This is a genomic window from Providencia sp. PROV004 (assembly GCF_011045615.1).
GTDB classification, from domain to species: Bacteria; Pseudomonadota; Gammaproteobacteria; order Enterobacterales; family Enterobacteriaceae; genus Providencia; species Providencia rettgeri.
The window spans coordinates 549,726-574,430 of the sequence record NZ_CP042859.1 but is presented as its reverse complement, the minus strand read 5'-3'; the positions used below and the strand labels follow the sequence as shown (position 1 = coordinate 574,430).

The window sequence follows — 24,705 nt, the reverse complement described above, 5'->3', positions numbered from 1 at the left end:
GGCCATTAAAAATAAGTAGAAAGACCATCAGGGAGCATTTTGCTCCCTGATAATTATTACGATAGCTAAAAATTATTGGCTAACGGCGGCAAATGCTTCCACAATACGTTTAACATTATGACGATTAACACCTGCCATACAAACGCGGCCAGTTCCAACCAAGTAAACCGCAAATTCGTCTTTCAGGCGAGCCACTTGCTCTTTAGAAAAACCCGTGTAGCTGAACATACCGCGTTGCTTTAATAAGTGGTCGAAATTTTGGTTTGGTAGTGCCTTTTTCAGCTCATTAACCAGTACCGTACGCATGTCTAAAATACGTAAACGCATCTCTTCCACTTCCGCTAACCATTTAGCTTTTTCAGCGCTATTGGTTAATACCGCAGCAACAATTTTTGCGCCATTAGATGGTGGACTAGAATATAAACGGCGAACACCCGCTTTTAGCTGACCTAACACACGGTCACGTTCATCTTGGTTTTCACAGATCACCGACAGGCCACCCGCACGTTCACCGTAGATACCAAAAATTTTAGAAAATGAATTACTGACAAACACGGGTAAACCGGCTTTGACCATCGCTCGGATAGCATAAGCATCTTCATTAATGCCTTCGGCAAAACCTTGATAAGCAATGTCTAAGAATGGGATCAGTTTGTGTTCTAATGCCACCTTAGTGACTTCATCCCATTGTGCAGGAGTAAGGTCGGAGCCTGTTGGGTTATGGCAACACGGATGCATTAGGATGATGCTATTTGCTGGTAATTTTTTGAATGTTGCTAGCATTTCATCAAATTTAACGCCTTTGGTTTTTTCATCAAAATACGGGTAGTAATGCACTTTTGTCCCCGCGCCTGAAAAAATAGAGGCATGGTTTTCCCAAGTTGGGTCACTGCACCACACTTCGGAATCGGGATAATATTGATGTAAAAAATCGGCACCAATTTTTAACGCACCAGAACCACCAATCGTTTGGACAGTAGCGATACGTTCCTGTGCAATTAGCGGGCAATCCTCACCAAAGACTAATTTTTGTAATTCAGTACGGTAATCTTTCAAACCTTCCATAGGCAAATACAGTGATGCGCTTGCTGGCAGTTTATTTAACGCCGCTTTTGCCGTACCGACTGTTGCCAGTTCAGGGGTTTTTCCTTCACCATCATAGTAAAGACCGATACTCAAATTAATTTTATTTTCACGAGTGTCTTTATTAAATTCATCCATTAACGACAGAATTGGGTCGCCCGGATAAGCATCAACATGTTCGAACACAGGACATCTCCTAATCATTGTTTTACGCTAAATAAAGCAAGCGATGATTTGCCATATTTAGCGCCATTTTTTTACGTTGTTATCTGAAAATAACCCTTTGCTGACTATTCGTCTACATATTCCATTGCAACTCTAGAGGTTAACTTCGTCAGTAACTCATAGTTTATAATGCCTGTTTGTGCGGCAATTTCTTCAACTGGCAGTTGATTTCCCCATAAAATAACATCGTCACCCACTTTATCTTCCGCATTTAGTCCCAAATCCACCACGGTCATATCCATGGAAATTCGCCCAACAATAGGCACTTTTCGCCCATTAATTAACACCGGTGTGCCTGAAGGAACGTTACGTGGATAACCATCTCCATAGCCGATGGCAACAACACCAAGCAGCGTATCTTTATCACTGCACCATGTTTCACCGTAACCCACACATTGCCCTGCCGAATGCTCCCTAACCGCAATTAATGTTGATTTTAATGTCATCACAGGAAATAAACCGAAATCTTTTGCGCTTTTCCCTTCTTGTGGGGATGCACCATACATCATGATCCCTGGGCGAACCCAGTCATAGTGAGCTTCTGGCCACAGCAAAATTCCGGCGGAGGCGGCAATGGATTTTTCCCCCTCTTTACCAGCAATAAACTGTTTAAAACAAGTAATTTGTTTTTCAGTTGTCGGTAAATGAGGGGCATCTGCTTGGCAAAAATGGCTAACAATATTAATAGGAAGCTGAACTTGTTGGCAGCGTTGTAAACGTTGATAAAAGTCTTCGGCATCTTTCGGCAGTACACCAAGGCGGTGCATGCCTGTATCCAGTTTCATCCAAACTTTAAGAGGATAAGGTAATTTGGTGGCTTCTAACATTTCAAGCTGTTCAATACAATGGATCACGGTGTCAATCTGGTGCTCTGCCATCAACAGCAAGTCAGACTGCTCAAAAAAACCTTCCAGTAAAACAATCGGTTTTATCACGCCGTGCTGTCGTAAAAGTAGCGCCTCATTGAGTCTTGCCACACCAAAGCCATCCACCAGCTCTTCTACTGCCTGACCAACCCCTACTAATCCATGACCATAAGCGTTTGCTTTAACAACTGCAATCATTCGGCTATTTGGTGCAATTTCTTTCACCCGTTGCAAGTTGTGTCGCAGAGCGCGGCGGTTTATCAATGCGGTTGCCGCTTTCATTGTTTCCTCGTTCTTTTTTCTATAAAGCCGCTAAAAATTAAGCTGCACATTGGCAGCTCAATATGTTCTCTATTTGTTATACGCTAAAAAAAACCAATTTCCATTCGATCTTGGTCGTTTAGCTTTAATACTCTAAATAGTTTGCAATATCGCTAGGCGGCAAGCGAAGATATCGCGGGGAGCATACATAACTATGTGACTCGCGTAGCTGAGTGCAGCCAACACCGCAACCGTGTAAAATATGACGAGTATTTAGTCTTCGTCGTTATACGCAGGCCCCGCGTAATTATCAAACCGCGACCACTGCCCATTAAACGTCAACCGTACTGTACCAATCGGCCCGTTACGTTGCTTACCGAGAATGATTTCCGCAACGCCTTTGAGTTCGCTGTTATCGTGATAAACTTCATCACGATAGATAAACATGATTAAGTCTGCATCCTGCTCGATAGACCCTGATTCACGCAAATCCGAGTTAACAGGGCGTTTATCTGCACGCTGCTCAAGACTACGGTTTAACTGTGACAACGCCACTACGGGAACATTAAGCTCTTTTGCTAACGCTTTGAGTGAGCGTGAAATTTCAGCAATTTCTAACGTTCGGTTATCAGAAAGAGCAGGAACTCGCATCAATTGAAGGTAGTCAATCATGATCAAACTTAACCCACCATGTTCACGATAAATACGACGCGCACGTGAACGTACCTCTGTGGGAGTCAAACCTGACGAATCATCGATGTACATGTTGCGTTTTTCCATCAAAATGCCCATCGTACTTGAAATTCGCGCCCAATCCTCATCATCAAGTTGCCCAGTACGAATGCGAGTTTGGTCGACACGAGATAGTGACGCCAACATACGCATCATAATTTGGTTGCCGGGCATCTCTAAGCTGAAGATAAGTACCGGTTTTTCTTCTGTCATCGCCGCATTTTCGCACAAGTTCATCGCAAAGGTGGTTTTCCCCATTGACGGACGTGCAGCAACAATAATTAAATCAGAGCCTTGTAAACCTGCTGTTTTTTTATCGAGATCTTGATAACCTGTTGAAACCCCAGTAACGCCGTCGTGCGGTTGTTGGTAAAGTTGCTCAATTTTTTCAACAGTTTCCGACAAAATGGCTTCGATACCCTTTGGCCCTTCATCTTTATTCGCTCTTGACTCGGCTATTTGGAAAACTTTGGTTTCGGCTAAATCGAGGAGATCTTCACTGCTACGCCCTTGTGGGTCATAACCTGCATCCGCAATTTCATTGGCGACAGATATCATATCGCGAACAATCGCACGTTCGCGGACGATGTCAGCATAAGCATTAATATTCGCTGCACTTGGCGTATTTTTAGATAGCTCAGCCAAATAAGCAAAGCCACCCACGCTATCCAATTCACCCTGTTGTTCTAGTGATTCCGATAACGTTATAAGGTCAATGGGTTTGCCTTGCTCAAGCAAAAATTGCATTTGTGAGAAAATGGTGCGATGGGGTCGGCTAAAGAAATCAGCGTGAGTCACACGTTCAGAAACGGTATCCCAGCGCTCGTTATCTAACATTAACCCCCCTAAAACAGACTGCTCCGCTTCGAGAGAATGTGGTGGAAGTTTTAACCCTTCCATTTGGTGGTCTCGTGGGGCATCCGTTTTGAAATTTGATGAGGGTTTTTTAGCCATACATTAATATCCAAGTCTATAATTAACGATCTGCGCTTAGTATACGCCAATCTTATTTTTTTGTGGTTTTCTTTGCGTCTTTACGCAAAGTAATCACAGGATAAATACATCACTGAAAGCACAAACCTGTAATTCTTCTGATTGAAACATGGCGTTATGATAAAACGATTGTTATTGTAATTAAAATGAATAGTCCTTATTGGAGATTGTCATGGCAAAACGTATTGAATTCGCGCAACATGGCGGCGCTGATGTACTTAACTTAGTAGATTATTCCCCAGCAAACCCAGCAGATAATGAAATTCAAATAGAAAACCGTGCTATCGGGATTAACTTTATCGACACCTATGTTCGCAGCGGTTTATACCCTGTTGCTAAGCTACCAAGTGGCCTTGGTACAGAGGCGGCAGGTGTTGTTGTGAAAACTGGTGCCCATGTCACAGGTTTCAAGCCCGGTGACCGTGTCGTTTATGCGCAAGGCCCTCTAGGTGCTTATAGCGAAGTCCATAATGTCCCTGAAAGTGCCGTGGCACACCTTCCTGATGGTATTACCTTTGAACAAGCCGCAGCCAGCTCATTAAAAGGCATGACGGTTTATTATTTATTCCATCAGACATATCAACTGAAACGTGACGAAGTCTTTCTGTTCCACGCCGCTGCAGGTGGCGTTGGGTTGATAGCTTGCCAATGGGCAAACGCGCTAGGCGCTAAGATGATAGGCACGGTGGGTTCTGCAGATAAAGCGTTAAGAGCCAAAGATGCCGGAGCATGGGAAGTCATCAATTACCAAACAGAAGACATTGCAGCTCGCGTGAAAGAAATCACTAATGGCGAGAAAGTGAATGTGGCGTATGACTCTGTCGGTCAATCTACATGGATTGCTTCTTTAGACTCGCTCAAGCGTCGCGGCTTAATGGTGAGTTTTGGTAACGCTTCTGGTCCTGTTACCGGTGTAAACTTAGGAATTTTAAACCAAAAAGGCGGATTATACGTCACTCGCCCATCACTGGGTGTCTATGTGACTAACCGTGCTGAGCTAGACCAAGCTAGTAATGCCTTATTTGATATGATTTTAAGCGGAAAAGTGAATGTAGATGTGCCGCAATCACAAATTTTTGCTTTAAAAGATGCACAAAAAGCTCACCTCACTATCGAATCAAGAAAAACCCAAGGTTCGAGTTTATTGGTTCCATAATAAGCGACTCAATATGCAAAAAGCGCCAAATGGCGCTTTTTTCCCCACATGATAGCTATTCGCCACGCGTCACAAACTCGAGAGCTTGCTCAACAACGACTAAGTCAGCCCCTTTTTTATGCGCATTTTCACTTAAATGACGACGCCACTGACGTGCGCCGGGGATACCTTGGAAAATCCCTAACATATGGCGGGTCATATGGCCTAAATAAGCGCCTTTCGATAACTCTTTTTCGATGTAAGGGTACATCGCTCTAACAGCGTCAACACCATTAGTGACAGGAAAGTGCTCACCAAACAATTGGTTATCAACTGCAGTTAAAATTGACGGATTTTGATAGGCTTCACGCCCCACCATCACACCATCTAAATATTGAAGGTGTTGTTTGGCTTCTTCTAAGGTTTTAATACCGCCATTAATGGCCATTGTCAGATGCGGAAAATCACGTTTTAGTTGGTAAACCCGCGGATAATCTAATGGTGGAATTTCGCGGTTTTCTTTTGGACTAAGGCCTGATAACCATGCTTTACGCGCATGGATAATAAACATTTCGCAACCGCCTTTATCAGAAACGGTTTCAATAAAATCACATAGAAACGCGTAACTGTCTTGCTCATCAATTCCAATACGCGTTTTTACGGTTACCGGGATAGAAACCACGTCTTGCATGGCTTTCACACAATCAGCAACAAGCTGCGCATCTCCCATTAAACAAGCGCCAAAACGCCCATTTTGTACGCGATCTGATGGGCATCCCACATTTAAGTTAATTTCATCATAACCACGCTCTTGAGCCAGCTTCGCACATTGCGCTAATGCCGCAGGATCGCTGCCACCAAGTTGTAATGCGATTGGATGCTCTTCTTCACTAAAAGCAAGGTAATCCCCTTTTCCGTAAATAATCGCTCCCGTTGTGACCATTTCGGTATACAACAGGGTATTTTTGCTTAATAGGCGATGGAAATAACGGCAATGGCGATCTGTCCAATCGAGCATAGGGGCAACGGAAAATCGGTTTAGGTTGGTATAGCCTTGTTTTGAGGTATTTTGATGCATGGTGTTCTTGTGTATTAAAATCAAATAGATAGCTCCAAAAGCAAGGAGCCAAGCAAAAACAATAGGCTATTATAACATAGAGCGAACTAAGTGCGATGATGACGAAAACGAGTGGCTGGACTTGGTTAAATTAACGAAATAACCCCCGATATGAGCAATGTCATACCGAGGATTTATAAACCAATTATGTCATTTTAATACTCAGTCACGCACTATTTTTTCGCAGAAAGCAGTGCATAGCTAGTCATTAAGTTACGGTAATCAGGGATATGGTTTGAGAACAACGTTCCTAAACCTTCCACATCATTACGCCAATCACGGTGTAATTCACAAGCAGCACCAAACCAGCTCATCAGTTGAGCCCCTGCTTTTGACATTCTATCCCATGCGGCATCACGTGTTATTGGGTTAAATGTACCTGAGGCATCAGTAATAACAAAAACTTCATAGCCTTCTTCCAGTGCAGATAGTGCAGGAAATGCCACACACACTTCTGTCACAACACCGGCAATGATTAGCTGTTTTTTACCTGTGGCTTTAACCGCTTTGACGAACTCTTCGTTATCCCACGCGTTGATTTGACCTGGACGGGCAATGTAAGGCGCATCTGGAAAGGTTTCTTTTAATTCAGGAACTAATGGGCCATTAGGACCATCTTCAAAAGATGTCGTCAAAATAGTTGGTAAGTTAAAATACTTTGCCAGATCGGCTAGCGCTAACACGCTATTTTTGAATTTATCCGGATCTTGGTCACGAACTAGCGATAACAAACCCGTTTGATGGTCAACAAGTAATACAGCTGCATTATCTTTATCTAGGCGGTTATATTTAAAGCTCATATCAACGACTCCTCAATGATTAGAAAAGTACTCTATATTGGTTCAGATAAAATAAAAGTGGCATTTAATCTACTTACTGATCCTAAAACACCACTTTTCATCAAAAATATTTCAATAAGATGAATTCACACAATTTGTTATTTGGTTTCAGCACTCATTGTGACAAAATTCCCCATACGAGCGCTGGTAATTGTATAGCTGTCTGCACCGGCTGCTTTAGCTTTAGCTGCAATTTTTGCTTCTGTTGAAGCCAGCGTATCACCTGTTGCAGTGATTGTTGCTGCTGATGCACCAAATGCAACGAAAGATAATACAGAAGCTGTCATCAAAGTTTTTAACATGTTCATAGTCTAATTCCTTCACTTAGTATTCGATGAGACAACCCTTGTTGTCTGCGATGAAGGTATCTTACGGGTAATGACATTTAGGTTAAAGCTAATAATATCGCTCATCTTATTCAGTTAAATTGAATAAGATAAAAAGAAGAGAAATAAGAAAGAGATTCATTGATGGCTAAGTGGCTAAATACATCGATCCAACCATCGATGCTTAGTTAGCTATTTATTAATTCAATCATTTGCTCAGCCAATTCTGGAGTTGCAGCTGATAGCAAGTTCTATATAGAAAAAGAAACTGAGCATAACGGACAGGCTAATGGAATAACGGTGCTAAAATGCCTTATCGACCAGAGATAAGGCACCGATACAACCTAAATTTGTTGAAGAGAAACCTCGCCAAATGTCATAAAGATTAAAGTATGCCCTGCAATTCCACGGTATACCCCTTGTTGGCTATTGAGTTCGCAGGCTAATGCCGTTAATTGCCATGCGTCATATTCTTCAATTTGGCTAATACGGGCGGTTAATAATGTGTTGTCTTTCCGCTCGCCATAAGCTTTCACCGCGATTGCATCTTGCGTTAAAGCGTTGTCGATAGAACTGTTTGCCCAACTCCACATCCAACTACCTTGGCTTTGGTCATATGTACCAACAATTTGCACCGGCGCTGTTGCCATAAGATTATCAGATGCATGAAATATAATGGTTCCTTCGTCTTGGTTTACTGACCAATCTGCTTCATCTAATTTCCATGTATCACAATGAAATTGGTTTTTGGCCTGTAACGCATTCATGCTACGTTCAATTAATGCCTCATAAGGCATTTGTTCTATTTCATTATCCATTGATTACCCAATATTTTTTAATGCCTTGATAATTAACTGCCAGAATTTATGATGGTCTAATTTAACGGCAACTTGAGTATGGCAATTTTCAGGAGCCGGATGGCGGAAATCAGCCACTGTCATGCCTAACGTGTGCGTTCCGGTCAGTTCAATATTCACTGGGACTTTTTGTGTGGTCATTACGCTAGGGTCAATAACATAAGCAACCGCACAAGGGTCATGTACTGGCGGCGCATCGAAGCCTTGGGCCTGCTTGTACATTTTCCCAAAGAAATCCAGTAGTTCGACGACAAACTGCGAACAATCACTGCCAATCGCAGCAATTTCATTCACTACATCAGGAGTTGCTAACGCTTGATGGGTAAGGTCTAAGCCCACCATGGTTAACGGCCATTTCTCATTGAAAACAATATGAGCCGCTTCTGGGTCAATTTTGATATTAAATTCAGCTACCGCACTCCAATTCCCAACATGATAGCCCCCACCCATCAGCACCACTTCTTTAACTCGCTCGACAATGCGCGGTTCAAGACGAGCAGCAAGCGCAATATTGGTTAATGCGCCAGTAGGCACTAAAGTTACTGTTTTAGGCGGGTGAGACATAATGGTTTCGATAATCAGTGAAACGGCATGTCGCTCATCAAGCTGCAATGTTGGTGTCGGTAGTACAGGCCCATCAAGCCCTGAATCCCCATGAATGTCAGGCGCAACTTCAATTTCCCGAACTAAAGGACGTTCTGAACCTGCGGCAAAGGAAATACCCGTAATTTTCGCCATTTCAGCGATAGCCAGTGCATTATGAGTGACTTTTTCGAGGGTTTGATTGCCGGCAACGGTTGTTACCGCCAATAATTCAATGTCAGGGTTACCGTAAGCCAGTAATAACGCGATAGCGTCATCATGGCCGGGATCACAATCGAGGATTATTTTTTTGCTCATACCTTACCTTATTAAAATTGGAGTCAGAAATGGCACTGACCCCAATTTAACGAGCTAGCAAGGTAAAATCTATGCTTAATATCTGAATATTCAGAAATTTATTTTAAAACATGCGCATAGACTCGTTTTTTCTCACCTTCATTTTTTGAAATATAAACACCTTGTAACTCCGGCGCAAAACCCGGTAATGCATTAATACCAGTTTCTAGTGCCTTGAAATAGCGCAGTACTGGCCCTGACCATACTTCCCCAGGCACAACGCACAATACGCCTGGAGGGTACGGTAATGCCCCTTCAACAGCAATACGGCCTTCTAATTCATCCAATGGCAATAATTCACAGTTACCACGAATAAATTCTAAATGTGCCTGCTGAGGTGCCATTTTCACTTCAGGGAAGTGAGCTTTACGGAACATCTCTTTTTGCAGCTGTTTAATATTGTCATTAACGCTGAGCTGGTGCATTTCTTGGCATAAACGGCGTAATGTATAACCTTGATAATGATCTTGATAACGCAGATAAACAGAAGGCAATACATCCTCTAATAACGCATCTTCATCCAATAACTGTTCGAAGCGGACTAAATGAGATACTAGCAGTTCCAGTTTTTCATGTGTTTCTGCTGGGGTTAATAAAAACAGAATTGAATTTAAGTCACATTTTTCAGGGATCACACCATGTTCACGTAAAAAGTGAGCCAGAATCGTTGCAGGAACACCGAAAGATTCATATTCTCCACTTTCAACATCAATCCCCGGTGTCGTTAACATCAGTTTACAAGGGTCAACAAAGTACTGATCCTGCTCATAACCCTCAAATGCATGCCAGCGTTCTTGCGGTATGAAGTTAAAGAAACGTTGCTCAGCGGCGATCTGCTCTGTTGGGTATTCGTGCCATAACTTGCCATCGACAATTTCAGGGACAAAAGGCTTAAAATAGCGGCAGTGCTGAAATATCGATTTTCTTACCTCAATCCCCACTTTCACACTGTCCATCCACATCATTTTGCCTGCATCACCTTGGTGAATACGTGCATTGACATCCAAAGAAGCAAATAGAGGATAAAATGGGCTGGTAGAGGCGTGCATCATAAAAGCATTATTGAGTTTTTTGTGTGAAACAAAACGCTTTTGCCCCTTGATATGATTATCTTTTTTATGGATTTGTGACGCTTGAGAAAAACCAGCCAGTTGTTTATGAACTGACTGAGTGACCATGATCCCGGGGTCGTTCTCATTTAATTCAAGTAGCAATGGCGAGCACTGGCGCATCATGGGAATAAATTGCTCATACCCCACCCATGCGGAATCAAATAAAATGTAATCACATAAATGACCTATTTTATCAACGACTTGCCTTGCGTTATACACCGTACCGTCATAAGTTCCAAGTTGGATCACCGCTAAGCGAAATGGCCGTTTGGCTTGCGCTTTTTCTGGCATCACTTCTTGGATAAGTCCACGTAAATAACTTTCGCCAAAACAGTGCGCATCAATACCACCAATAAAACCAAAAGGATTACGCGCGGTTTCGAGGTAGACCGGTGTTGCCCCCGCCTGTATCAGCGCCCCATGGTGGTTTGATTTATGATTATTACGATCGAACAAAACTAAATCACCCGGTGTTAACAACGCGTTTAACACTACTTTATTGGATGATGAAGTGCCATTTAGTACAAAATAAGTTTTGTCCGCATTAAACACTTTCGCGGCGAATTTTTGCGCCTCTTTCGCTGCGCCTTCGTGAATCAATAAGTCGCCCATTGCGACATCAGCATTACATAAATCGGTACGGAACAGGTTTTCACCATAAAATTGATAAAATTGCTCCCCTGTCGGGTGACGACGGAAAAATTGGCCGCCTTGGTGCCCTGGGCAGGCAAAAGTGACATTATGACCCGCAGCATAATCCATCATTCGAGCAAAAAATGGCGGTAATAACTGCTCAAGATATTGATTCGCAGCATCGAGTAATTGACGACTATTTTCTTCACGAGCAGCGGGGGCGGGTGCTAATAGCGTCGTCAAATAAGGCGGTAAATTTTCATCGGTTGGCAGCTGTTTATCACTGATGATAAACAGCGGAATACTCAACTGGCTCTCAACGACTCTTTCCCACAGCCCTTGGTTGGCATCTTGTTCAGATAACACGACAGCGGCAATATTGTTTAACTGTGCATCGCGAATATCTATCCACTGAAATTGATTAGTGAAATAGATTGCGACCCCCTGGCTACATGCCACATTGATTTTGTTCATAGCAGTCTGGCTCTTAGTTAGCTGAGGAAAAGAGGCGGACAATATACTTGATAGATCAGGGAATTGAAATGATTAGCATGGTCGGAAAAAATAACCAGATTTAGAAAGTCGAATATATTTTATAAGCCACTGGTTAATAGCATAAAAATTCTATCTCATCACAACCCACGCCCCCATACTTCAGGCCATCATAAAGATAATAAAAAGATAAATTAACCAATTAACCCGATGATCACCACCAATTAATCGGTCAATTTATCCGTAATGGGACGTTAGTTGTTTTTTTCCACATACAAAGTCTGTGATGGGAATGCAAAGTCCGCATCGTGGCGTTTAACTATCTCAATGATCTTCAAATACACCGCTTGCTGCGCCGCTAACCATTCAGCCCAAACTGTTGTTTTGGTAAAACAATACACCATAATGTTTAACGAAGAGTCGGCAAAAGCATCGAAATAAACTAATAAGGTTTGACTGGTATCGATATTCGCATCTTGTTGCAACATTGTGCGGATATCGTCGACAATCGCCCCAATTTTGTCTGAATCTTCGTAACGTAAACCAATTTCAGTTTTGATGCGCCGGTTAGTCATGCGCCCTGGGTTTTCCACACTAATAGAAGAAAAAACCGAGTTGGGAATATAGAGTGGACGGTGGTCAAACGTAATAATTTTGGTGATCCGCCAGCCGATTTCAACTACCGTCCCTTCGATATTTCGATCCGGTGAACTGACCCAATCACCAATGTTGAAGGGCCGATCAAAATAGAGCATTAACCCAGAGAAAAAGTTACTCAAGATATCTTTACCGGCCATACCAATAGCAATACCGCCAATCCCACCAAATGCCATCAAACCAGAAAGGCTCATCCCAAAATGTTCACCAAACAGTAGCACCATAATGACAAATATCGTGGTTTTAAATACGCGGGCGACAATACGTGCCGAAGTGGGATCACTGCCTTTTTTAATCTGTGTTTTTTCTAGTCGGTTCGCTAGCTGGAACAGTTTTCGCATTAAAATCAATGCAATCAATGAGATGGTAATAAAATTAACCAGAGAAGTTGAAATAAAGGTTAAATCAAAATCCGTTGCTGCCATGTCTACATATTGGGCAATAACAATCACCACGCCACACAGCACAAGAGTTTGAACCACATGGATCAAAATACTTTTGCGCTTATGTTTATGTTTACGTCGTTTATGTACAATCTCAAAAGCTAAATAGATTGCGAGAAAAACCGCAATTAAAGTCATGCCAATCGCATATTTTTCAAGTAATGCTTCTATCATTTCTAACCGCCCTAAAATTTACCTGATAGATCTTATTTTTATTTGTTTTACTGTGTACTATTTCTCATTATCTTGTTATTAAGATAACAATTATAAAGATAATTTTCCCAATAATTATCAGTTACTTTTTAGATTATCCAATAATGAATAACAACCTATTTTCCCCAAATGAGAAAGAAATAAATAATGTCCATGCGCTTAGGCCATACCAACAGTATAACTACTTTGTCGGTAAAATTGCTGACTGGGAGCAAGTGTGGAGCCTCGGTGATGGGGAAAACCTCGTTACCGCATGGAATGATGAAAAATGTCTTTTTCTGCCCCTATGGCCTGCCAAAGCGTATGTTGAATTGTGTTTAACGGGTGAATGGGCGAATTTTACGCCAATGCTATTTACCCTTGAACACCTGATGACAGAAATTTTGCCTGATATGCATGAAGCAAATATTAAGGTTGCTTTGATGATGCAACCTGATGGAAAAAAAACATTAGTTTATGATGCGGCGGTGCTTCTCGCCGATTTAGCAGAAGAATGCCAACAATACGAGTAAAAGGCAGCAATGTGCTGCCTTTCTGAGGCAAAAAACTACTTTTCAACACCAGTAGTCACAGTAAATTCACGAGTTTGCCCCGCCTCTAACCAAATCAGTGTTTGGTTATTTTTCGCGGCTAAAAAGCCTTCTGGACGACAAGTTGCAGGGAGTACAAATGCGCCAACTTTTTGGTCACCATTGTACAAAATCCAACGAGTTGCATAATTTAGCTGGTTAGATTTAAAACGCGTTACAAACGTATCTCCTGCGGGTGAAATCATCCTAAACTCAGGCGTTGCGGTATATTGGCTAAGATCATCCATAAAAAACACAATTTCAGGGTCACACATTTGTGGCTGATTAAGCTGATTTAATGAGACTTTGCCAGATTTCAACGCTTCATTAAATGCCAGCCATTTTTCAGTTGGCTGTACATGCCCTGGTATTGATTCACGCAATTTAATCGCTTTTTCAGGAATATTTTGTGTTAGCGTTGCATTCTCCACGTAAGCATAATTCATATGGCACATATATTGGAGAGGCATAGGAACCGATGCTAAATTGGTGACTGACATATGAATATCAAATAATGCACTGCCCGCATTTAATTGCACTGACGGTGTCGCACGATAATGGTGACCAAAACCCATCACATACTCATATTCGCCGACAACTTTCAAACTTTCGCCTGTCAGTTCCAGCCAAGCGCTATCCATTGATGCACAAGGCATTTCCCCATGTAATGGGTGAGAATCTTCTGGAGAAGGGCAACCATTGCTGATTAAACCTGAATGGAATGCAAAGCAACCGTAGGTTTCAACTACTGTTGGAACTGATTTTGGCGCTGAAAACATATTTTCCATTTTCAGATTTTGGCCACAAAATTCCGCATCCCAAATCATTTGCCCTAAAAAAGGTAAAATCGTTAAATACCCTTGCTGATTTTCAATTCGTAACCCTTCCACGCCTGTTTGGTAACGAAATGCCGTGGCAGTAAATTGGTCATTTTTTAAAATAAGCGTCGGGTTTTCCGTAAATAAGCTTTTGTGAAGAGGTATCAATGTATTCATTTTCATACTCACGGTTTAATGAGATAAATGGAATTGGGCAGCTTACACTACCCAATTTGAGGAACTATTTCGTGGCTTGTTTCGCTTTAAAGCGGCGTTCACCCATAAAGTAAATACCGACATACACGAAGCACAGCATGGAAACAAGGAATGAAAGTTGTAATGAGTGCAACATGTCTGCGACATAGCCTTGAACCGCAGGGACAACTGCAGCACCGACAATCGCCATCACAATAACCGCCCCGGCCATTTCAGTATGTTCATTATCAACGGTATCCAAAGTGCCTGCATAAATAGTTGCCCAGCAAGGTCCAAACAGAATACTGACCATCACCGCTGCATAGACCGCTGTAAAACTCGGAATAAATGCAACATAAATTAGGAACAGCGCACCAATCACCGAGTAGATAATTAAGACTTTTTCTGCATTAAAGCGGGTCATTAAAATATTGGCAACAAACTTACCAATAAAGAAACAAGCGAAGCTATACACCATGAAATTCGAGGCATCACGTTCGTTAATATCCCCCATTTCTAATGCGAGACGAATAGTAAATGACCATACTGCCACTTGCATTCCGACATATAAAAACTGGGCAATAATTCCTTTTCTAAAGCGACTATTTTTCGCTAAATATTTTAAGGTTTCTAATGCAGTAGGACGCTTATGATCTTGCGTTTCTGCCACTTTACATTTAGGAAACTTAGTAATAAGGAATAAGATCATTACCACAACCAATACCATAATCATATAACGATAAGGTTCTAGGGTATTTTCCAACATGGCTAAACGGAATTCATGGATTTGCTCCGCATTCATTCCCGCCATTTGGTTTTGTAAGCTATCCCCTTCGGAAAATACCAGATACTTGCCCAGTAAGATCCCGCCTGCGGCACCAATTGGGTAGAAGGTTTGGCTAATATTTAAACGCAATGTGGCGTATTGTTTAGGACCTATCATTGAACTATAGGTATTCGCGGCGGTTTCGAGAAAGCTTAAACCTATCGCAATGGCGAAAATAGCCGCCAAGAACATGGTATAGGTCGCCATATGAGATGCAGGGAAGAACATACTGCAACCCGCGATATACAGGATCAGCCCCACCATAATGGCATATTTATAACTGGTTTTTTTGATCACTAACGACGCCGGAATGGCGATTAAGAAATAACCACCATAGAATGCGCTTTGTACTAAAGCCGAGGCGAAGTTACTGAGTTCAAAGACACTTTTAAACTGTGTGATTAAAATATCATTTAATGCTGCGGCACATCCCCATAATGGGAACAGGCACGATAGTAGGATAAATTGGAATAGAGGTGTCTTACTCAGGTAGCCATCCGGTAACTGAGTGATGTTCTTAATGTTCATAGTAACCCTTATATTTTTATAATTTATACCCGATGAGTGGCTATGTGGCTCTGATGACCACTTAATTATTCAAAGGGTATATAGCTACGTTGGACTATTATTATTTAGCTATTCATTAGCGGTGTTGATTTGCACAAATTCATTAAATTGTTCAACACTTGGATAAGAAGATTGAGTTCCTTTCCCTGTCACACTGAAAGCCGAAAACAGAACGGCTTTTTTCAGTGCTTCTTCAATATTCCCCGTATGGACATAGTAATGCGAGAAGCAGCCGATAAAGGCATCCCCTGCACCACTGGTGTCAATCGCATTCACTTTAATTGCGGGTATATGTAACTCGCTGTCGCGAGTCATCCATAACGCCCCTTTTTCCCCTAATGTTACGATGACGTTTTTTAACCCTTTATCCAATAAAGACTGCGCAGCACGACGAATGTTATCCATCGTGTCGACTGGCATATTGGTTAAAATTTCAAGTTCCGTTTCATTAGGGACAAAGAAATCACATCGGCAGGCAAAATCGAGATCGAGCGTACGTTGTGCAGGGGCTGGGTTCAGTAACACTGGGATCCCATGTTTATTGCCAAATGAAATCGCGTGATAAACCGTTTCAAGCTGGACTTCTAATTGCAGAACGATCAACTTACATTTTTTCAGATCTTCCGCTGCACGATCGATATCTTCAGGTGATAAAAATTTATTCGCCCCTTTGACGATCAAAATACTGTTTGATGAATTTTGATTAACAAAAATAGGTGCGACGCCACTTGAGGTACAAGGCACTTTTTCCACATAACGAGTGTTAATACCGTAAGACTCCAAGTTACGGATCGTATTATCCGCAAAAATGTCATCCCCCACTTTGGTTAACATGATCACTTTTGAATTCAACTTAGCAGCAGCAACCGCTTGGTTCGCACCTTTACCACCGCAACCAATTTTGAAAGCTGGCGCTTCTAAAGTTTCGCCTTCTTTTGGCATTTGATCGATGTAAGTGATCAAATCAACCATGTTTGAACCAATAACTGCTATGTCCATAATGTCCCTCGTGTTAAATAAATCACATAATGATATGATAGTAACATTATCATGTTGCAAAAATATCATTTGTGATTAGGATCTCGAATAACGAATGATCAAGTGTTATATCTACCACATTTCCTCATTCTTTGTTGTCTATCCCACATTTATATAGGAAAGTTGAAAATGCAAGACTTAGCAAAATATATTGATCACACTTTACTTGCTGCTAATGCCACTGTTAGTGATATTAAAACATTATGTGCCGAAGCGGCAGAACACCATTTTGCATCGGTGTGCGTAAACACAGGTTATGTTCCTTTAGCCAGCGAGCTTTTAAAAAACAGCGACGTTAAAGTTTGCTGTGTGGTAGGCTTTCCATTAGGCGCTTGCTTAACGGAAGCGAAAGCGTTTGAAGCAGCAGAAGCCGTGCGTCGTGGTGCTGATGAAGTGGATATGGTTATCAACATTGGCATGCTCAAAAGTGGCGACTTAGACTTTGTTCGCAAAGACATTGAAGCGGTATTTGCTGCCTGTGGTAAAGCAACATTAAAAGTTATTTTAGAAAATTGCCTGTTAACTGATGAAGAAATTACTCAAGTTTGTGAAATTTGCCGCACAATTAAAGTCGGTTTTGTGAAAACTTCAACAGGTTTCAGTACAATGGGCGCAACAGAACACCACGTGGCACTGATGCGTAAAGTGGTTGGCGATGAAGTCGGTGTAAAAGCCTCCGGTGGTGTGCGTGACCGTGAAACCGCAATTAAAATGATTGAAGCGGGTGCAAACCGTGTCGGTGCAAGTGCAAGCGTTGCCATTGTCACAGGCAATAACACCAAACCAAGTGACTATTAAGTGATGGGGCGCGGTCTAACCGCGCCAATTTTGTGTATTGAAAAAGGATTGTAGGGTGATAGAAACTAAACAAAAAGAACGCCTTCGCCGTTTAAGTGAATGTTTAAAACGCTCAGGACGCATTCATCTTAAAGAAGCTGCTAGAATACTCGAAGTTTCAGAGATGACTATTCGTCGAGACCTGAGCGCAGATACGGAAGGCCCCATCCCCATGTCACTCCTCGGTGGCTACATAGTTTCTGTTACTCAACCTGCTAATTTACTGACCCAAGAAGCACAAGCCGACATTTTCACCCCCGATCAAACGGAAGAATTATATATCCCAAACCTTGCCGCTAGCATGGTGACAGAAGATGATGTGATCTTCTTTGATAATGGCATTGAAATGGCCACCTTGATTTCACTCATCCCAGAAGAAATTAATTTCACCGGTATTTGTTACTCACATAACGTTTTCCTCGCCCTTAGCCAGAAAAAAAATGCCACTGCGCTATTATGTGGCGGGGAATATCGCCCTAAAAGTGATTCTTTTTACAACCCATCACTCCCCTCATTACTTGATTCAATCAACCCGAAAAAAGCCTTTATTTCAGCAGCTGGTGTGCATGGGAATTTTGGCGTAACTTGCTATAATCTCGATGATTTACCCATGAAGAAAAAAGCGATGGAAAAATCTATCCGTAAGATTTTACTCGCCCCTTATAACCTGTTTGATGAAGTCGCGACCGCCAATATGGGGGAATTATCACAATTTGATGTGATAGTCACAAATAGGCAACTTTCTGATGAATATGAGACATATTGTCGTAATGGCTTTGTGAAAGTAATTTATTAAAATCATCAATAGATTAAGCGGACAATATCTTGCCCGCTTACATTAGATCTTCACTGTCAAATAGTCTTCTGCGATTTCGCTCGCGGGGAACACAGCTTGGCATTCCGCGAGTAACTTTGGGATATCCTCACTCGTATAACGACCACTCAAGTGAGTGGCAATAAACCGTTTAACCCCTGCCGCACGAGCTAGCTCAGCCGCCTGTACCGTAGTCGAGTGCCCTCTTTCATTGGCTTTTTGTGCAAACTCCGCTTCTAGGGTCGTTTCATGGATCATCACATCGGCATTTCTCGCAAGTTCCAGCGCTTGCTCTGTCGGTTGCGTATCGCCAAAAATCGCAATAATCTTTCCGGGGATCGGTTCACCGAGGTAATCAGCTCCATTCACTGTTCGTCCATCATCAAGAACTATCGTTTCCCCCGCTTTAAGCGCTTGCATCCAAGGGCCACGAGGAATATTGTCATTAGCTAATTTCACTGCATCTAATGCGCCACGTTTCGGATGTTCTTCAATACGATAGCCATAACACTCAACACGATGGTCAAGGGCATAGGCCGTCACAATCAGTTCTCCATCGTCAAATAATTGGCCAGCTTCGATTTCCACTATCTCCAGTGGATATGTCATATAAGACACGCTCACGGTGAGTACCGTTTCAATAACCTGTTTTAACCCTTTCGGTCCATAAACAATCAATGGGTCTGTTGCTCCCCCCATTGAGCGGCTGCATAACAACCCGGGTAAACCAAAAATATGGTCTCCATGCAAATGAGTAATAAAAATTTTTTCAATTTTTGGTGTTTTAAATGGGCTATTTAAAATGCGATGCTGTGTCCCTTCACCACAATCAAATAACCAGTAGCTTTTACGGATACCGACTAAATTTAATATCATACTGGTGACATTACGCTCTTTTGTCGGCACGCCAGCACTAGTTCCTAGAAATGTTAATTCCATAATACCTCATCTAATCTTTTGTTTTTATTATGGTAAGATTTTTTCCCATTGAAAATTTCTTTATTTTATTCGTCTATTATTCAATATGTTCCAATTATAAATAAAAATCGGCTATTCCTAATTTCTTCCAATATACAAATCCCTTTTCTGTATTAGTCCAATTAATTCCCAAGTGTTTTTTACACCGCATATTCCACAATACTAAAAGTGAATATCTAATCTAGGAATATATTTAATGCTTTGCTCTAAAAAGAAATTTCCGGCACCTTTGGCCTTATTGGTGGCGACCGGCTCATTAGCTATTATGTCAACATTGCCCAGCGATGCAAAAATGCTAACACCGGATGAACTCCCGCTTTTAGGGAGTCCTATCCCAAAACTAGAAAGTAACGATGGTGAACGTAACTTAGCGCAATACAGTAAAACAGCCGCAACATGGCTTGTAGAACAAAAAAATAGCCATGAAATCTCACAAATGGCGCAAAGTTATCTCAGTAATCAAGCAGCTAACGCCGCAATAGAGGAAATCACTCATTGGCTCTCAAAAGCGGGTAATGTGAAAGTCAGCCTGAATTTTGATAAGCAACTATCGCTTAAAAACAGTCATTTTGATTGGCTCATCCCTTGGTATCAACAAGCTAATATGTTGTTATTTACCCAGCACAGTATTCACAATACAGATGGCCGGTTGCAAAGCAATAATGGGATTGGTTTGCGTCATTTCAACGAGCAGAGCACCGTGGGTGTCAATGCATTCTTTGATCATGACCTTTCACATTATCATTCCCGGTTAGGCGTTGGGGCTGAATACTGGCAAGATTACTTAAAACTCAGCGCGAATACCTATTTTCCCGTTTCGTCATGGCGCAGCTCATCTGAGCTAACTCGCGCTTATGATGCGCGTCCTGCTCGTGGGTGGGATGTACAAGCACAAGGATGGCTACCGGATTACCCGCAACTGGGAGGTAGCCTTAAGTTTGAACAGTATGTCGGCCATAATGTGGCTTTAATGGGGAAAAATAAACTTCAAGAAGACCCTGCTGCCGCGACTATCGGTATGAATTGGACCCCTTTCACTCTTGTCACCTTTAGCGCCGATCACAAAATAAGTAGCGGATTACAAGATACCAGTGCCAAAGTGCAATTTAACTGGGTATTTGATAAGAATTTTATTGAGCAAATTGACCCTGCTAAAGTCGGTGAATCACGACGTGTTTCGGGTAACCGCCTTGATTTCGTCAATCGCAATAACAATATTGTTCTTGATTATCAAAAGAAAACTGAAATTCAATTGAAGCTCGTGGCAAAAATTCAAGGTAAAGCTGGACAAGAGCTACCGCTCGTACAATCGATGATAACCCAACACCCACTGAAAAAAATTGTCTGGAATGCACCTGAATTACTCGCTGCCGGTGGTGTTATTAGCTCATCGGGTCAAAATGCTACCGTAAAATTACCCACTTATAAAACGGCATCAACACCTTCAGAACGTGAGAAATTGAATCGTTATCGCTTAAGTGGTATTGCCTATGATATTCACGGTAATGCATCACCGACAAGTGAAACACTGATTGATGTGACCAGCACGAATACTGCAACGACTAGCCAAGCACAAATACAAAGTTTGAGAGTCGTTCAAACAGCAGCATTGGCTGATGGTAAAACAGCCAATATGGTTTCAGCCTATATCACTGACTCAAAGGGTAACCCCATATCAGGAGAAACAGTCAATTTTAGTGCGACTCGTGGAAAAATTAGCGCTCAAGGGGTGACAAATCAAAAAGGAATTATTGAGATGCCACTCACCAGTATGACAAGTGGTATCAGTGAGATTACCGCTACCGTAAATGGCCACAGTGAAACCGTTGCTGTCTATTTTATTAGTGGAAGCTTGAAAAAAATTGAGATCTTAAATACTCAATCGACCTATGCAGGTAAAGAGACAGCTATTGTACTCAAGCTAATCGATGAAAATAACAATCCAGTTTCTGGCGCTGATGGGATCATCATGGTCAATATTGGCAATAAACAAGTTCCTGTCGAGATTGAAGAGAGTTCGGTTAATTTAGGTGAGTATAGCGGGTTACTTGCAGGCCAAATGTCCGGGGATTACACCATTAGCGCTTCTTTACATGGAAAAACGTCACCTCAGCATACGTTCACGGTGAATCCACCACTGACAATTAATGCGATTAACTCTGATGGCAGCGGCCCTCATGGCCAACTTGGCGTTATTGATAAAGTCGAAATCACAACAAGTACCACGAATAACGTGAAAATAGGCGATGACGTACTTATCACAGTCACACTCAGCGATGCCTTTGGTAACACACTTGAGGGGATAAACCCTAAAAATATCGACCTTGGTCGCTATAACACTAATATCCTTGGCTGGTATGAAGACAGTGATGGAGATTATTCTACCTACTTAACATTACCGGCCACTGGTAACCTTGACATTATAGCTTCAATCAATGGGTATCCAAGCCAGACAATAACTATTTTAGTCACGCCTTAAACACGTCCTTTAGCGTACTCCCTCCGGCTCGGAGGGAGTCTAAAAAAATAGGATTCATCAAGCAATAAACCTACCATTCCAAAAATGTCCACAGTAAAAATTTCGCTTCCTTTTAAGTCCAATAAATTCACAAGCACATCTTGCTATCAGCCCTGACAATTGTAACGTTAATATTGATATCAGGAATATGTCCGATGAATGCCCCTTCGTCAAAATTGAAACCCAAGCTACCGAACCGTTTGGTACTCTCTACGGCTATGTGCTCAATAGCTATTGTGCCTGTCGCACCAAGTTATGCCCAAATCCCTCATTTGGACGATTTGCCGACACTCGGTAGTCATGCCATTCAATTTGAAGAAAGCCAACCAGAAGATACTACTGAACGTTTTTTAGCAGAATATGGGCAAAATGCCGCAAATTTTGCTGCTACAGAAAAAAACAGCAAAAATTTGGCAGAGATGGCGCAAGACTATGCACGCCATAAAGCCGCAAATATCGCGACTGATGAAATAACACATTGGTTATCGAAAGCAGGTAATGCTAGATTCAATCTTAACCTTGATAAAAAATTATCAATTAAAAATACCCAATTAGATTGGTTAATACCTTGGTATGACCAACCAGATTTATTGCTATTTTCTCAGCACAGCATTCATCGCACTGATGGTCGGTTACAAACCAATACAGGTATTGGATTACGTCATTTCCAGCAAAATAGCATGGTCGGGGTGAATGCTTTTTTTGATCATGATTTATCCCATTACCATTCACGATTAGGGTTTGGTGTAGAATATGCACAAGATTACGCCAGAATGAGTGTGAACAGCTATTTGGGGCTATCGACTTGGCGAAGTGCATCCGAATTAGCTTATGATTATAACGCGCGCCCTGCTAACGGCTGGGATATTCAATTTGAAGGCTGGTTGCCCACTTATTCTAATTTAGGGGCGAGCCTAAAATTGGAGCAATATTATGGCGATGACGTGGCTTTATTTGGTAAAAATGAGCGCCAGAAAGACCCTATGGCGGCGACTGTCGGCATCAATTGGTCTCCATTCCCCCTCCTCGCGCTAAATGCAGAACATAAAATGGGCAGTAGTGGCGCAAATGAAACAAGTGCAAAAATTGCATTCAATTGGTTGTTAGGGAAAAGCTTAGCGCAACATCTTGATGCTTCAGCGATAGAAGCTACCCGCCATATTCCTAGCAACCGCTATGATTTCGTTAATCGTAATAACAATATTGTGTTGGAGTACCAAAAGAAAACCTTAATTTCATTATCATTACCGAAAGTTATTCAAGGAATAACAGGAGAAGAGCTCTCTATTATCCGCAACTTAACCACTAAATACCCTTTAGACAACGTTGTTATAGAAGCGCCTGAATTGGTTGCAGCAGGAGGAGAAATCCACCTTAATGGCATAGAAAGTTCAGTCAAACTACCGTCATATAAAATTGCCAACGACACCATTAAAAATCAACAACTCAACCTTTACCGTTTAACCGTGACGGCTTATGACACCAACGGAAATGTTTCCCCGCAAGCGGAAACGTTAATTGAAGTGACTAACACAGGCACTCTCACCATCAGCCATGCAAATACCGCCAAAAGAAACAATGCCGTTGCTGATGGTAAAGATGCAAATACATTCGCCGTAGTAATTAAAGATGCTCTTGGCCACCCTGTACCCAATGCGAAAGTAAACTTTATATTACCTGCAGGTCTTAAATCTATTGATCAAAAAAATACAGGATACGATTCCCTACTAAATCACTTTATGTGGAAAGCCCAAGCGGCGAAATCCGTTTCTGAACAGCCGTATAGCATCGTTACCAATAGTAAAGGTGAAGCTTCTATTCAGTTCACCTCTTTTATATCAGGAAGTTATGCAATAAAAGCAAAGACTGAGCATGGTACAGAAATAAATGAGATGTATAACTTTAAACCTGATATTAACCAATCATTTATTGGTAGCATTGATATCATTCAAAACAATGTAATGGCAGACGGGATCAGTAAAAACAAAATTAAACTGCATATTGTGAATAACAGCCGACAAAGCATTGCTGGCGCGCTTGTTCATTTTGAAGCGCCAAATGGCATTATCTCACCAGCTAAGCTGACTGATGAACATGGCAATACGGAATTAGAAGTTAGTAGCTTAGTTGAAGGTTCTATAGATATCATTGCAACCCTAAATGGCGATAGTAGAACAATACAAGTTAACTTTCAAAGGAATGGATCTGCGATAAATATTCAGCCAAGCACAGGAACTCTTTTCAAATCCCCAGTAAATGAGCAAAACAGTCCTACACGCACGCCGTTAAGTTTGCTAAGGCAGTTATTTCAAAAAATAGGATAATACTTTCCGTATAAAATAGACTGAATCTAGCTGCTCTTTCAGTGTTAAAATTTGCCCCTTAACAGGGGCATTTTTAATTCAATTAATCTAGCTTATTGCTTTATTGAATCACGACTAAATTTACTATCATACCCACCAAATATTGCACTTTAACAAACCTTTAAAAGCCATATTCTAATGTTAGTATTTTGTATTTTCATAAGCTAATCAATTGTTTTTATTCAAGTAAGATTTATTCTCAGCCGATAAAAAATACCTTTATATAGGCAAGGAGGTTATTTTTCAGCGTTATCAATAA

At 41.6% G+C, this 24,705-nt stretch carries 20 protein-coding genes; 6 read left to right on the top strand and 14 right to left on the bottom strand.

All coding sequences use genetic code 11. The features are described 5' to 3' along the window. Nucleotides 1-72: 72 nt before the first annotated feature. From FVA69_RS02410 to dnaB, 3 genes are all read right to left on the bottom strand, one after another. Nucleotides 73-1,269 (bottom strand): aromatic amino acid transaminase, encoded by a 1,197-nt coding sequence (locus tag FVA69_RS02410; RefSeq protein WP_115166560.1) that lies wholly within the window; start codon nt 1,267-1,269, stop codon nt 73-75. A 104-nt stretch (nt 1,270-1,373) separates the two neighbouring features. Beyond that, nucleotides 1,374-2,456 (bottom strand): alanine racemase, encoded by a 1,083-nt coding sequence (gene alr / locus FVA69_RS02405; protein WP_004914965.1) that lies wholly within the window; start codon nt 2,454-2,456, stop codon nt 1,374-1,376. A 252-nt stretch (nt 2,457-2,708) separates the two neighbouring features. After that, a complete protein-coding gene (dnaB, locus tag FVA69_RS02400) occupies nt 2,709-4,121 on the bottom strand; it encodes a replicative DNA helicase (protein WP_004260904.1) in 1,413 nt (470 codons plus the stop codon). 211 nt (nt 4,122-4,332) lie between these two features. Between dnaB and FVA69_RS02395 the strand changes: the two genes are divergently transcribed. Beyond that, the gene (locus tag FVA69_RS02395) at nt 4,333-5,316 is read left to right on the top strand and encodes a quinone oxidoreductase (protein WP_110731425.1); all 984 of its coding nucleotides are present in this window, start codon (nt 4,333-4,335) and stop codon (nt 5,314-5,316) included. 55 nt (nt 5,317-5,371) lie between these two features. On the opposite strand, the gene dusA is transcribed toward FVA69_RS02395, so the two are convergent. The 7 genes from dusA to FVA69_RS02360 form a co-directional block, all read right to left on the bottom strand. Further along, the gene (gene dusA, locus FVA69_RS02390; RefSeq protein WP_164528352.1) at nt 5,372-6,373 is read right to left on the bottom strand and encodes a tRNA dihydrouridine(20/20a) synthase DusA; all 1,002 of its coding nucleotides are present in this window, start codon (nt 6,371-6,373) and stop codon (nt 5,372-5,374) included. 212 nt (nt 6,374-6,585) lie between these two features. Beyond that, nucleotides 6,586-7,212 carry an isochorismate family cysteine hydrolase YcaC gene (gene ycaC, locus FVA69_RS02385; protein WP_004914979.1) on the bottom strand — a complete coding sequence of 209 codons (627 nt, stop codon included), beginning with the start codon at nt 7,210-7,212 and terminating at the stop codon, nt 6,586-6,588. Between the two features lie 137 nt (nt 7,213-7,349). After that, nucleotides 7,350-7,559 carry a YdgH/BhsA/McbA-like domain containing protein gene (locus tag FVA69_RS02380; RefSeq protein ID WP_109912594.1) on the bottom strand — a complete coding sequence of 70 codons (210 nt, stop codon included), beginning with the start codon at nt 7,557-7,559 and terminating at the stop codon, nt 7,350-7,352. 362 nt (nt 7,560-7,921) lie between these two features. After that, nucleotides 7,922-8,395, bottom strand: a complete 474-nt coding sequence (locus tag FVA69_RS02375) for a DUF6882 domain-containing protein (protein WP_164528351.1) — start codon at nt 8,393-8,395, stop codon at nt 7,922-7,924. 3 nt (nt 8,396-8,398) lie between these two features. Next, entirely contained in the window at nt 8,399-9,334 is a 936-nt protein-coding gene (locus tag FVA69_RS02370; RefSeq protein ID WP_109912595.1) for a nucleoside hydrolase, read from the bottom strand. A gap of 98 nt (nt 9,335-9,432) precedes the next feature. Further along, nucleotides 9,433-11,592 carry an ornithine decarboxylase gene (locus FVA69_RS02365; RefSeq protein ID WP_164528350.1) on the bottom strand — a complete coding sequence of 720 codons (2,160 nt, stop codon included), beginning with the start codon at nt 11,590-11,592 and terminating at the stop codon, nt 9,433-9,435. Nucleotides 11,593-11,864: 272 nt separating this feature from the next. Continuing rightward, complete coding sequence (locus FVA69_RS02360; protein WP_109912597.1) at nt 11,865-12,884, bottom strand: mechanosensitive ion channel family protein; 1,020 nt, start codon at nt 12,882-12,884, stop codon at nt 11,865-11,867. A gap of 143 nt (nt 12,885-13,027) precedes the next feature. Between FVA69_RS02360 and FVA69_RS02355 the strand changes: the two genes are divergently transcribed. Next, nucleotides 13,028-13,435, top strand: coding sequence for a DUF2750 domain-containing protein (locus FVA69_RS02355; RefSeq protein WP_004915000.1), 408 nt, complete (start codon nt 13,028-13,030; stop codon nt 13,433-13,435). Between the two features lie 35 nt (nt 13,436-13,470). On the opposite strand, the gene FVA69_RS02350 is transcribed toward FVA69_RS02355, so the two are convergent. From FVA69_RS02350 to rbsK, 3 genes are all read right to left on the bottom strand, one after another. After that, nucleotides 13,471-14,487, bottom strand: coding sequence for an aldose 1-epimerase family protein (locus FVA69_RS02350; RefSeq protein WP_164528349.1), 1,017 nt, complete (start codon nt 14,485-14,487; stop codon nt 13,471-13,473). A gap of 64 nt (nt 14,488-14,551) precedes the next feature. Then, entirely contained in the window at nt 14,552-15,859 is a 1,308-nt protein-coding gene (gene fucP / locus FVA69_RS02345; RefSeq protein WP_164528348.1) for an L-fucose:H+ symporter permease, read from the bottom strand. A 108-nt stretch (nt 15,860-15,967) separates the two neighbouring features. Further along, nucleotides 15,968-16,897 carry a ribokinase gene (rbsK, locus tag FVA69_RS02340; RefSeq protein ID WP_004915011.1) on the bottom strand — a complete coding sequence of 310 codons (930 nt, stop codon included), beginning with the start codon at nt 16,895-16,897 and terminating at the stop codon, nt 15,968-15,970. Nucleotides 16,898-17,065: 168 nt separating this feature from the next. Between rbsK and deoC the strand changes: the two genes are divergently transcribed. Further along, on the top strand, nt 17,066-17,734 hold the full coding sequence (gene deoC / locus FVA69_RS02335) for a deoxyribose-phosphate aldolase (RefSeq protein ID WP_109912599.1): 669 nt from the start codon (nt 17,066-17,068) through the stop codon (nt 17,732-17,734). A 55-nt stretch (nt 17,735-17,789) separates the two neighbouring features. After that, complete coding sequence (gene deoR, locus FVA69_RS02330) at nt 17,790-18,569, top strand: DNA-binding transcriptional repressor DeoR (RefSeq protein WP_004915016.1); 780 nt, start codon at nt 17,790-17,792, stop codon at nt 18,567-18,569. 42 nt (nt 18,570-18,611) lie between these two features. Here deoR and rnz read toward each other — a convergent pair whose 3' ends face one another. After that, entirely contained in the window at nt 18,612-19,526 is a 915-nt protein-coding gene (rnz, locus tag FVA69_RS02325) for a ribonuclease Z (RefSeq protein ID WP_164528347.1), read from the bottom strand. Between the two features lie 235 nt (nt 19,527-19,761). Here rnz and FVA69_RS02320 point away from each other — a divergent pair, with 235 nt between their 5' ends. Both FVA69_RS02320 and FVA69_RS02315 read left to right on the top strand, forming a co-directional pair. Beyond that, a complete protein-coding gene (locus tag FVA69_RS02320) occupies nt 19,762-22,044 on the top strand; it encodes an inverse autotransporter beta domain-containing protein (RefSeq protein WP_164528346.1) in 2,283 nt (760 codons plus the stop codon). A 194-nt stretch (nt 22,045-22,238) separates the two neighbouring features. Beyond that, the gene (locus tag FVA69_RS02315) at nt 22,239-24,407 is read left to right on the top strand and encodes an inverse autotransporter beta domain-containing protein (protein ID WP_164528345.1); all 2,169 of its coding nucleotides are present in this window, start codon (nt 22,239-22,241) and stop codon (nt 24,405-24,407) included. Nucleotides 24,408-24,705: the final 298 nt, after the last annotated feature.

Excerpts from the sequence above, each read along its gene's own strand:
- alr (WP_004914965.1), bottom strand. The coding sequence starts at position 2,456 with ATGAAAGCGGCAACCGCATTGATAAACCGCCGCGCTCTGCGACACAAC.
- dnaB (WP_004260904.1), bottom strand. The coding sequence starts at position 4,121 with ATGGCTAAAAAACCCTCATCAAATTTCAAAACGGATGCCCCACGAGAC.
- FVA69_RS02395 (WP_110731425.1), top strand. The coding sequence starts at position 4,333 with ATGGCAAAACGTATTGAATTCGCGCAACATGGCGGCGCTGATGTACTT.
- dusA (WP_164528352.1), bottom strand. The coding sequence starts at position 6,373 with ATGCATCAAAATACCTCAAAACAAGGCTATACCAACCTAAACCGATTT.
- ycaC (WP_004914979.1), bottom strand. The coding sequence starts at position 7,212 with ATGAGCTTTAAATATAACCGCCTAGATAAAGATAATGCAGCTGTATTA.
- FVA69_RS02380 (WP_109912594.1), bottom strand. The coding sequence starts at position 7,559 with ATGAACATGTTAAAAACTTTGATGACAGCTTCTGTATTATCTTTCGTT.
- FVA69_RS02375 (WP_164528351.1), bottom strand. The coding sequence starts at position 8,395 with ATGGATAATGAAATAGAACAAATGCCTTATGAGGCATTAATTGAACGT.
- FVA69_RS02370 (WP_109912595.1), bottom strand. The coding sequence starts at position 9,334 with ATGAGCAAAAAAATAATCCTCGATTGTGATCCCGGCCATGATGACGCT.
- FVA69_RS02365 (WP_164528350.1), bottom strand. The coding sequence starts at position 11,592 with ATGAACAAAATCAATGTGGCATGTAGCCAGGGGGTCGCAATCTATTTC.
- FVA69_RS02360 (WP_109912597.1), bottom strand. The coding sequence starts at position 12,884 with ATGATAGAAGCATTACTTGAAAAATATGCGATTGGCATGACTTTAATT.
- FVA69_RS02355 (WP_004915000.1), top strand. The coding sequence starts at position 13,028 with ATGAATAACAACCTATTTTCCCCAAATGAGAAAGAAATAAATAATGTC.
- FVA69_RS02350 (WP_164528349.1), bottom strand. The coding sequence starts at position 14,487 with ATGAATACATTGATACCTCTTCACAAAAGCTTATTTACGGAAAACCCG.
- fucP (WP_164528348.1), bottom strand. The coding sequence starts at position 15,859 with ATGAACATTAAGAACATCACTCAGTTACCGGATGGCTACCTGAGTAAG.
- rbsK (WP_004915011.1), bottom strand. The coding sequence starts at position 16,897 with ATGGACATAGCAGTTATTGGTTCAAACATGGTTGATTTGATCACTTAC.
- deoC (WP_109912599.1), top strand. The coding sequence starts at position 17,066 with ATGCAAGACTTAGCAAAATATATTGATCACACTTTACTTGCTGCTAAT.
- rnz (WP_164528347.1), bottom strand. The coding sequence starts at position 19,526 with ATGGAATTAACATTTCTAGGAACTAGTGCTGGCGTGCCGACAAAAGAG.
- FVA69_RS02320 (WP_164528346.1), top strand. The coding sequence starts at position 19,762 with ATGCTTTGCTCTAAAAAGAAATTTCCGGCACCTTTGGCCTTATTGGTG.
- FVA69_RS02315 (WP_164528345.1), top strand. The coding sequence starts at position 22,239 with ATGAATGCCCCTTCGTCAAAATTGAAACCCAAGCTACCGAACCGTTTG.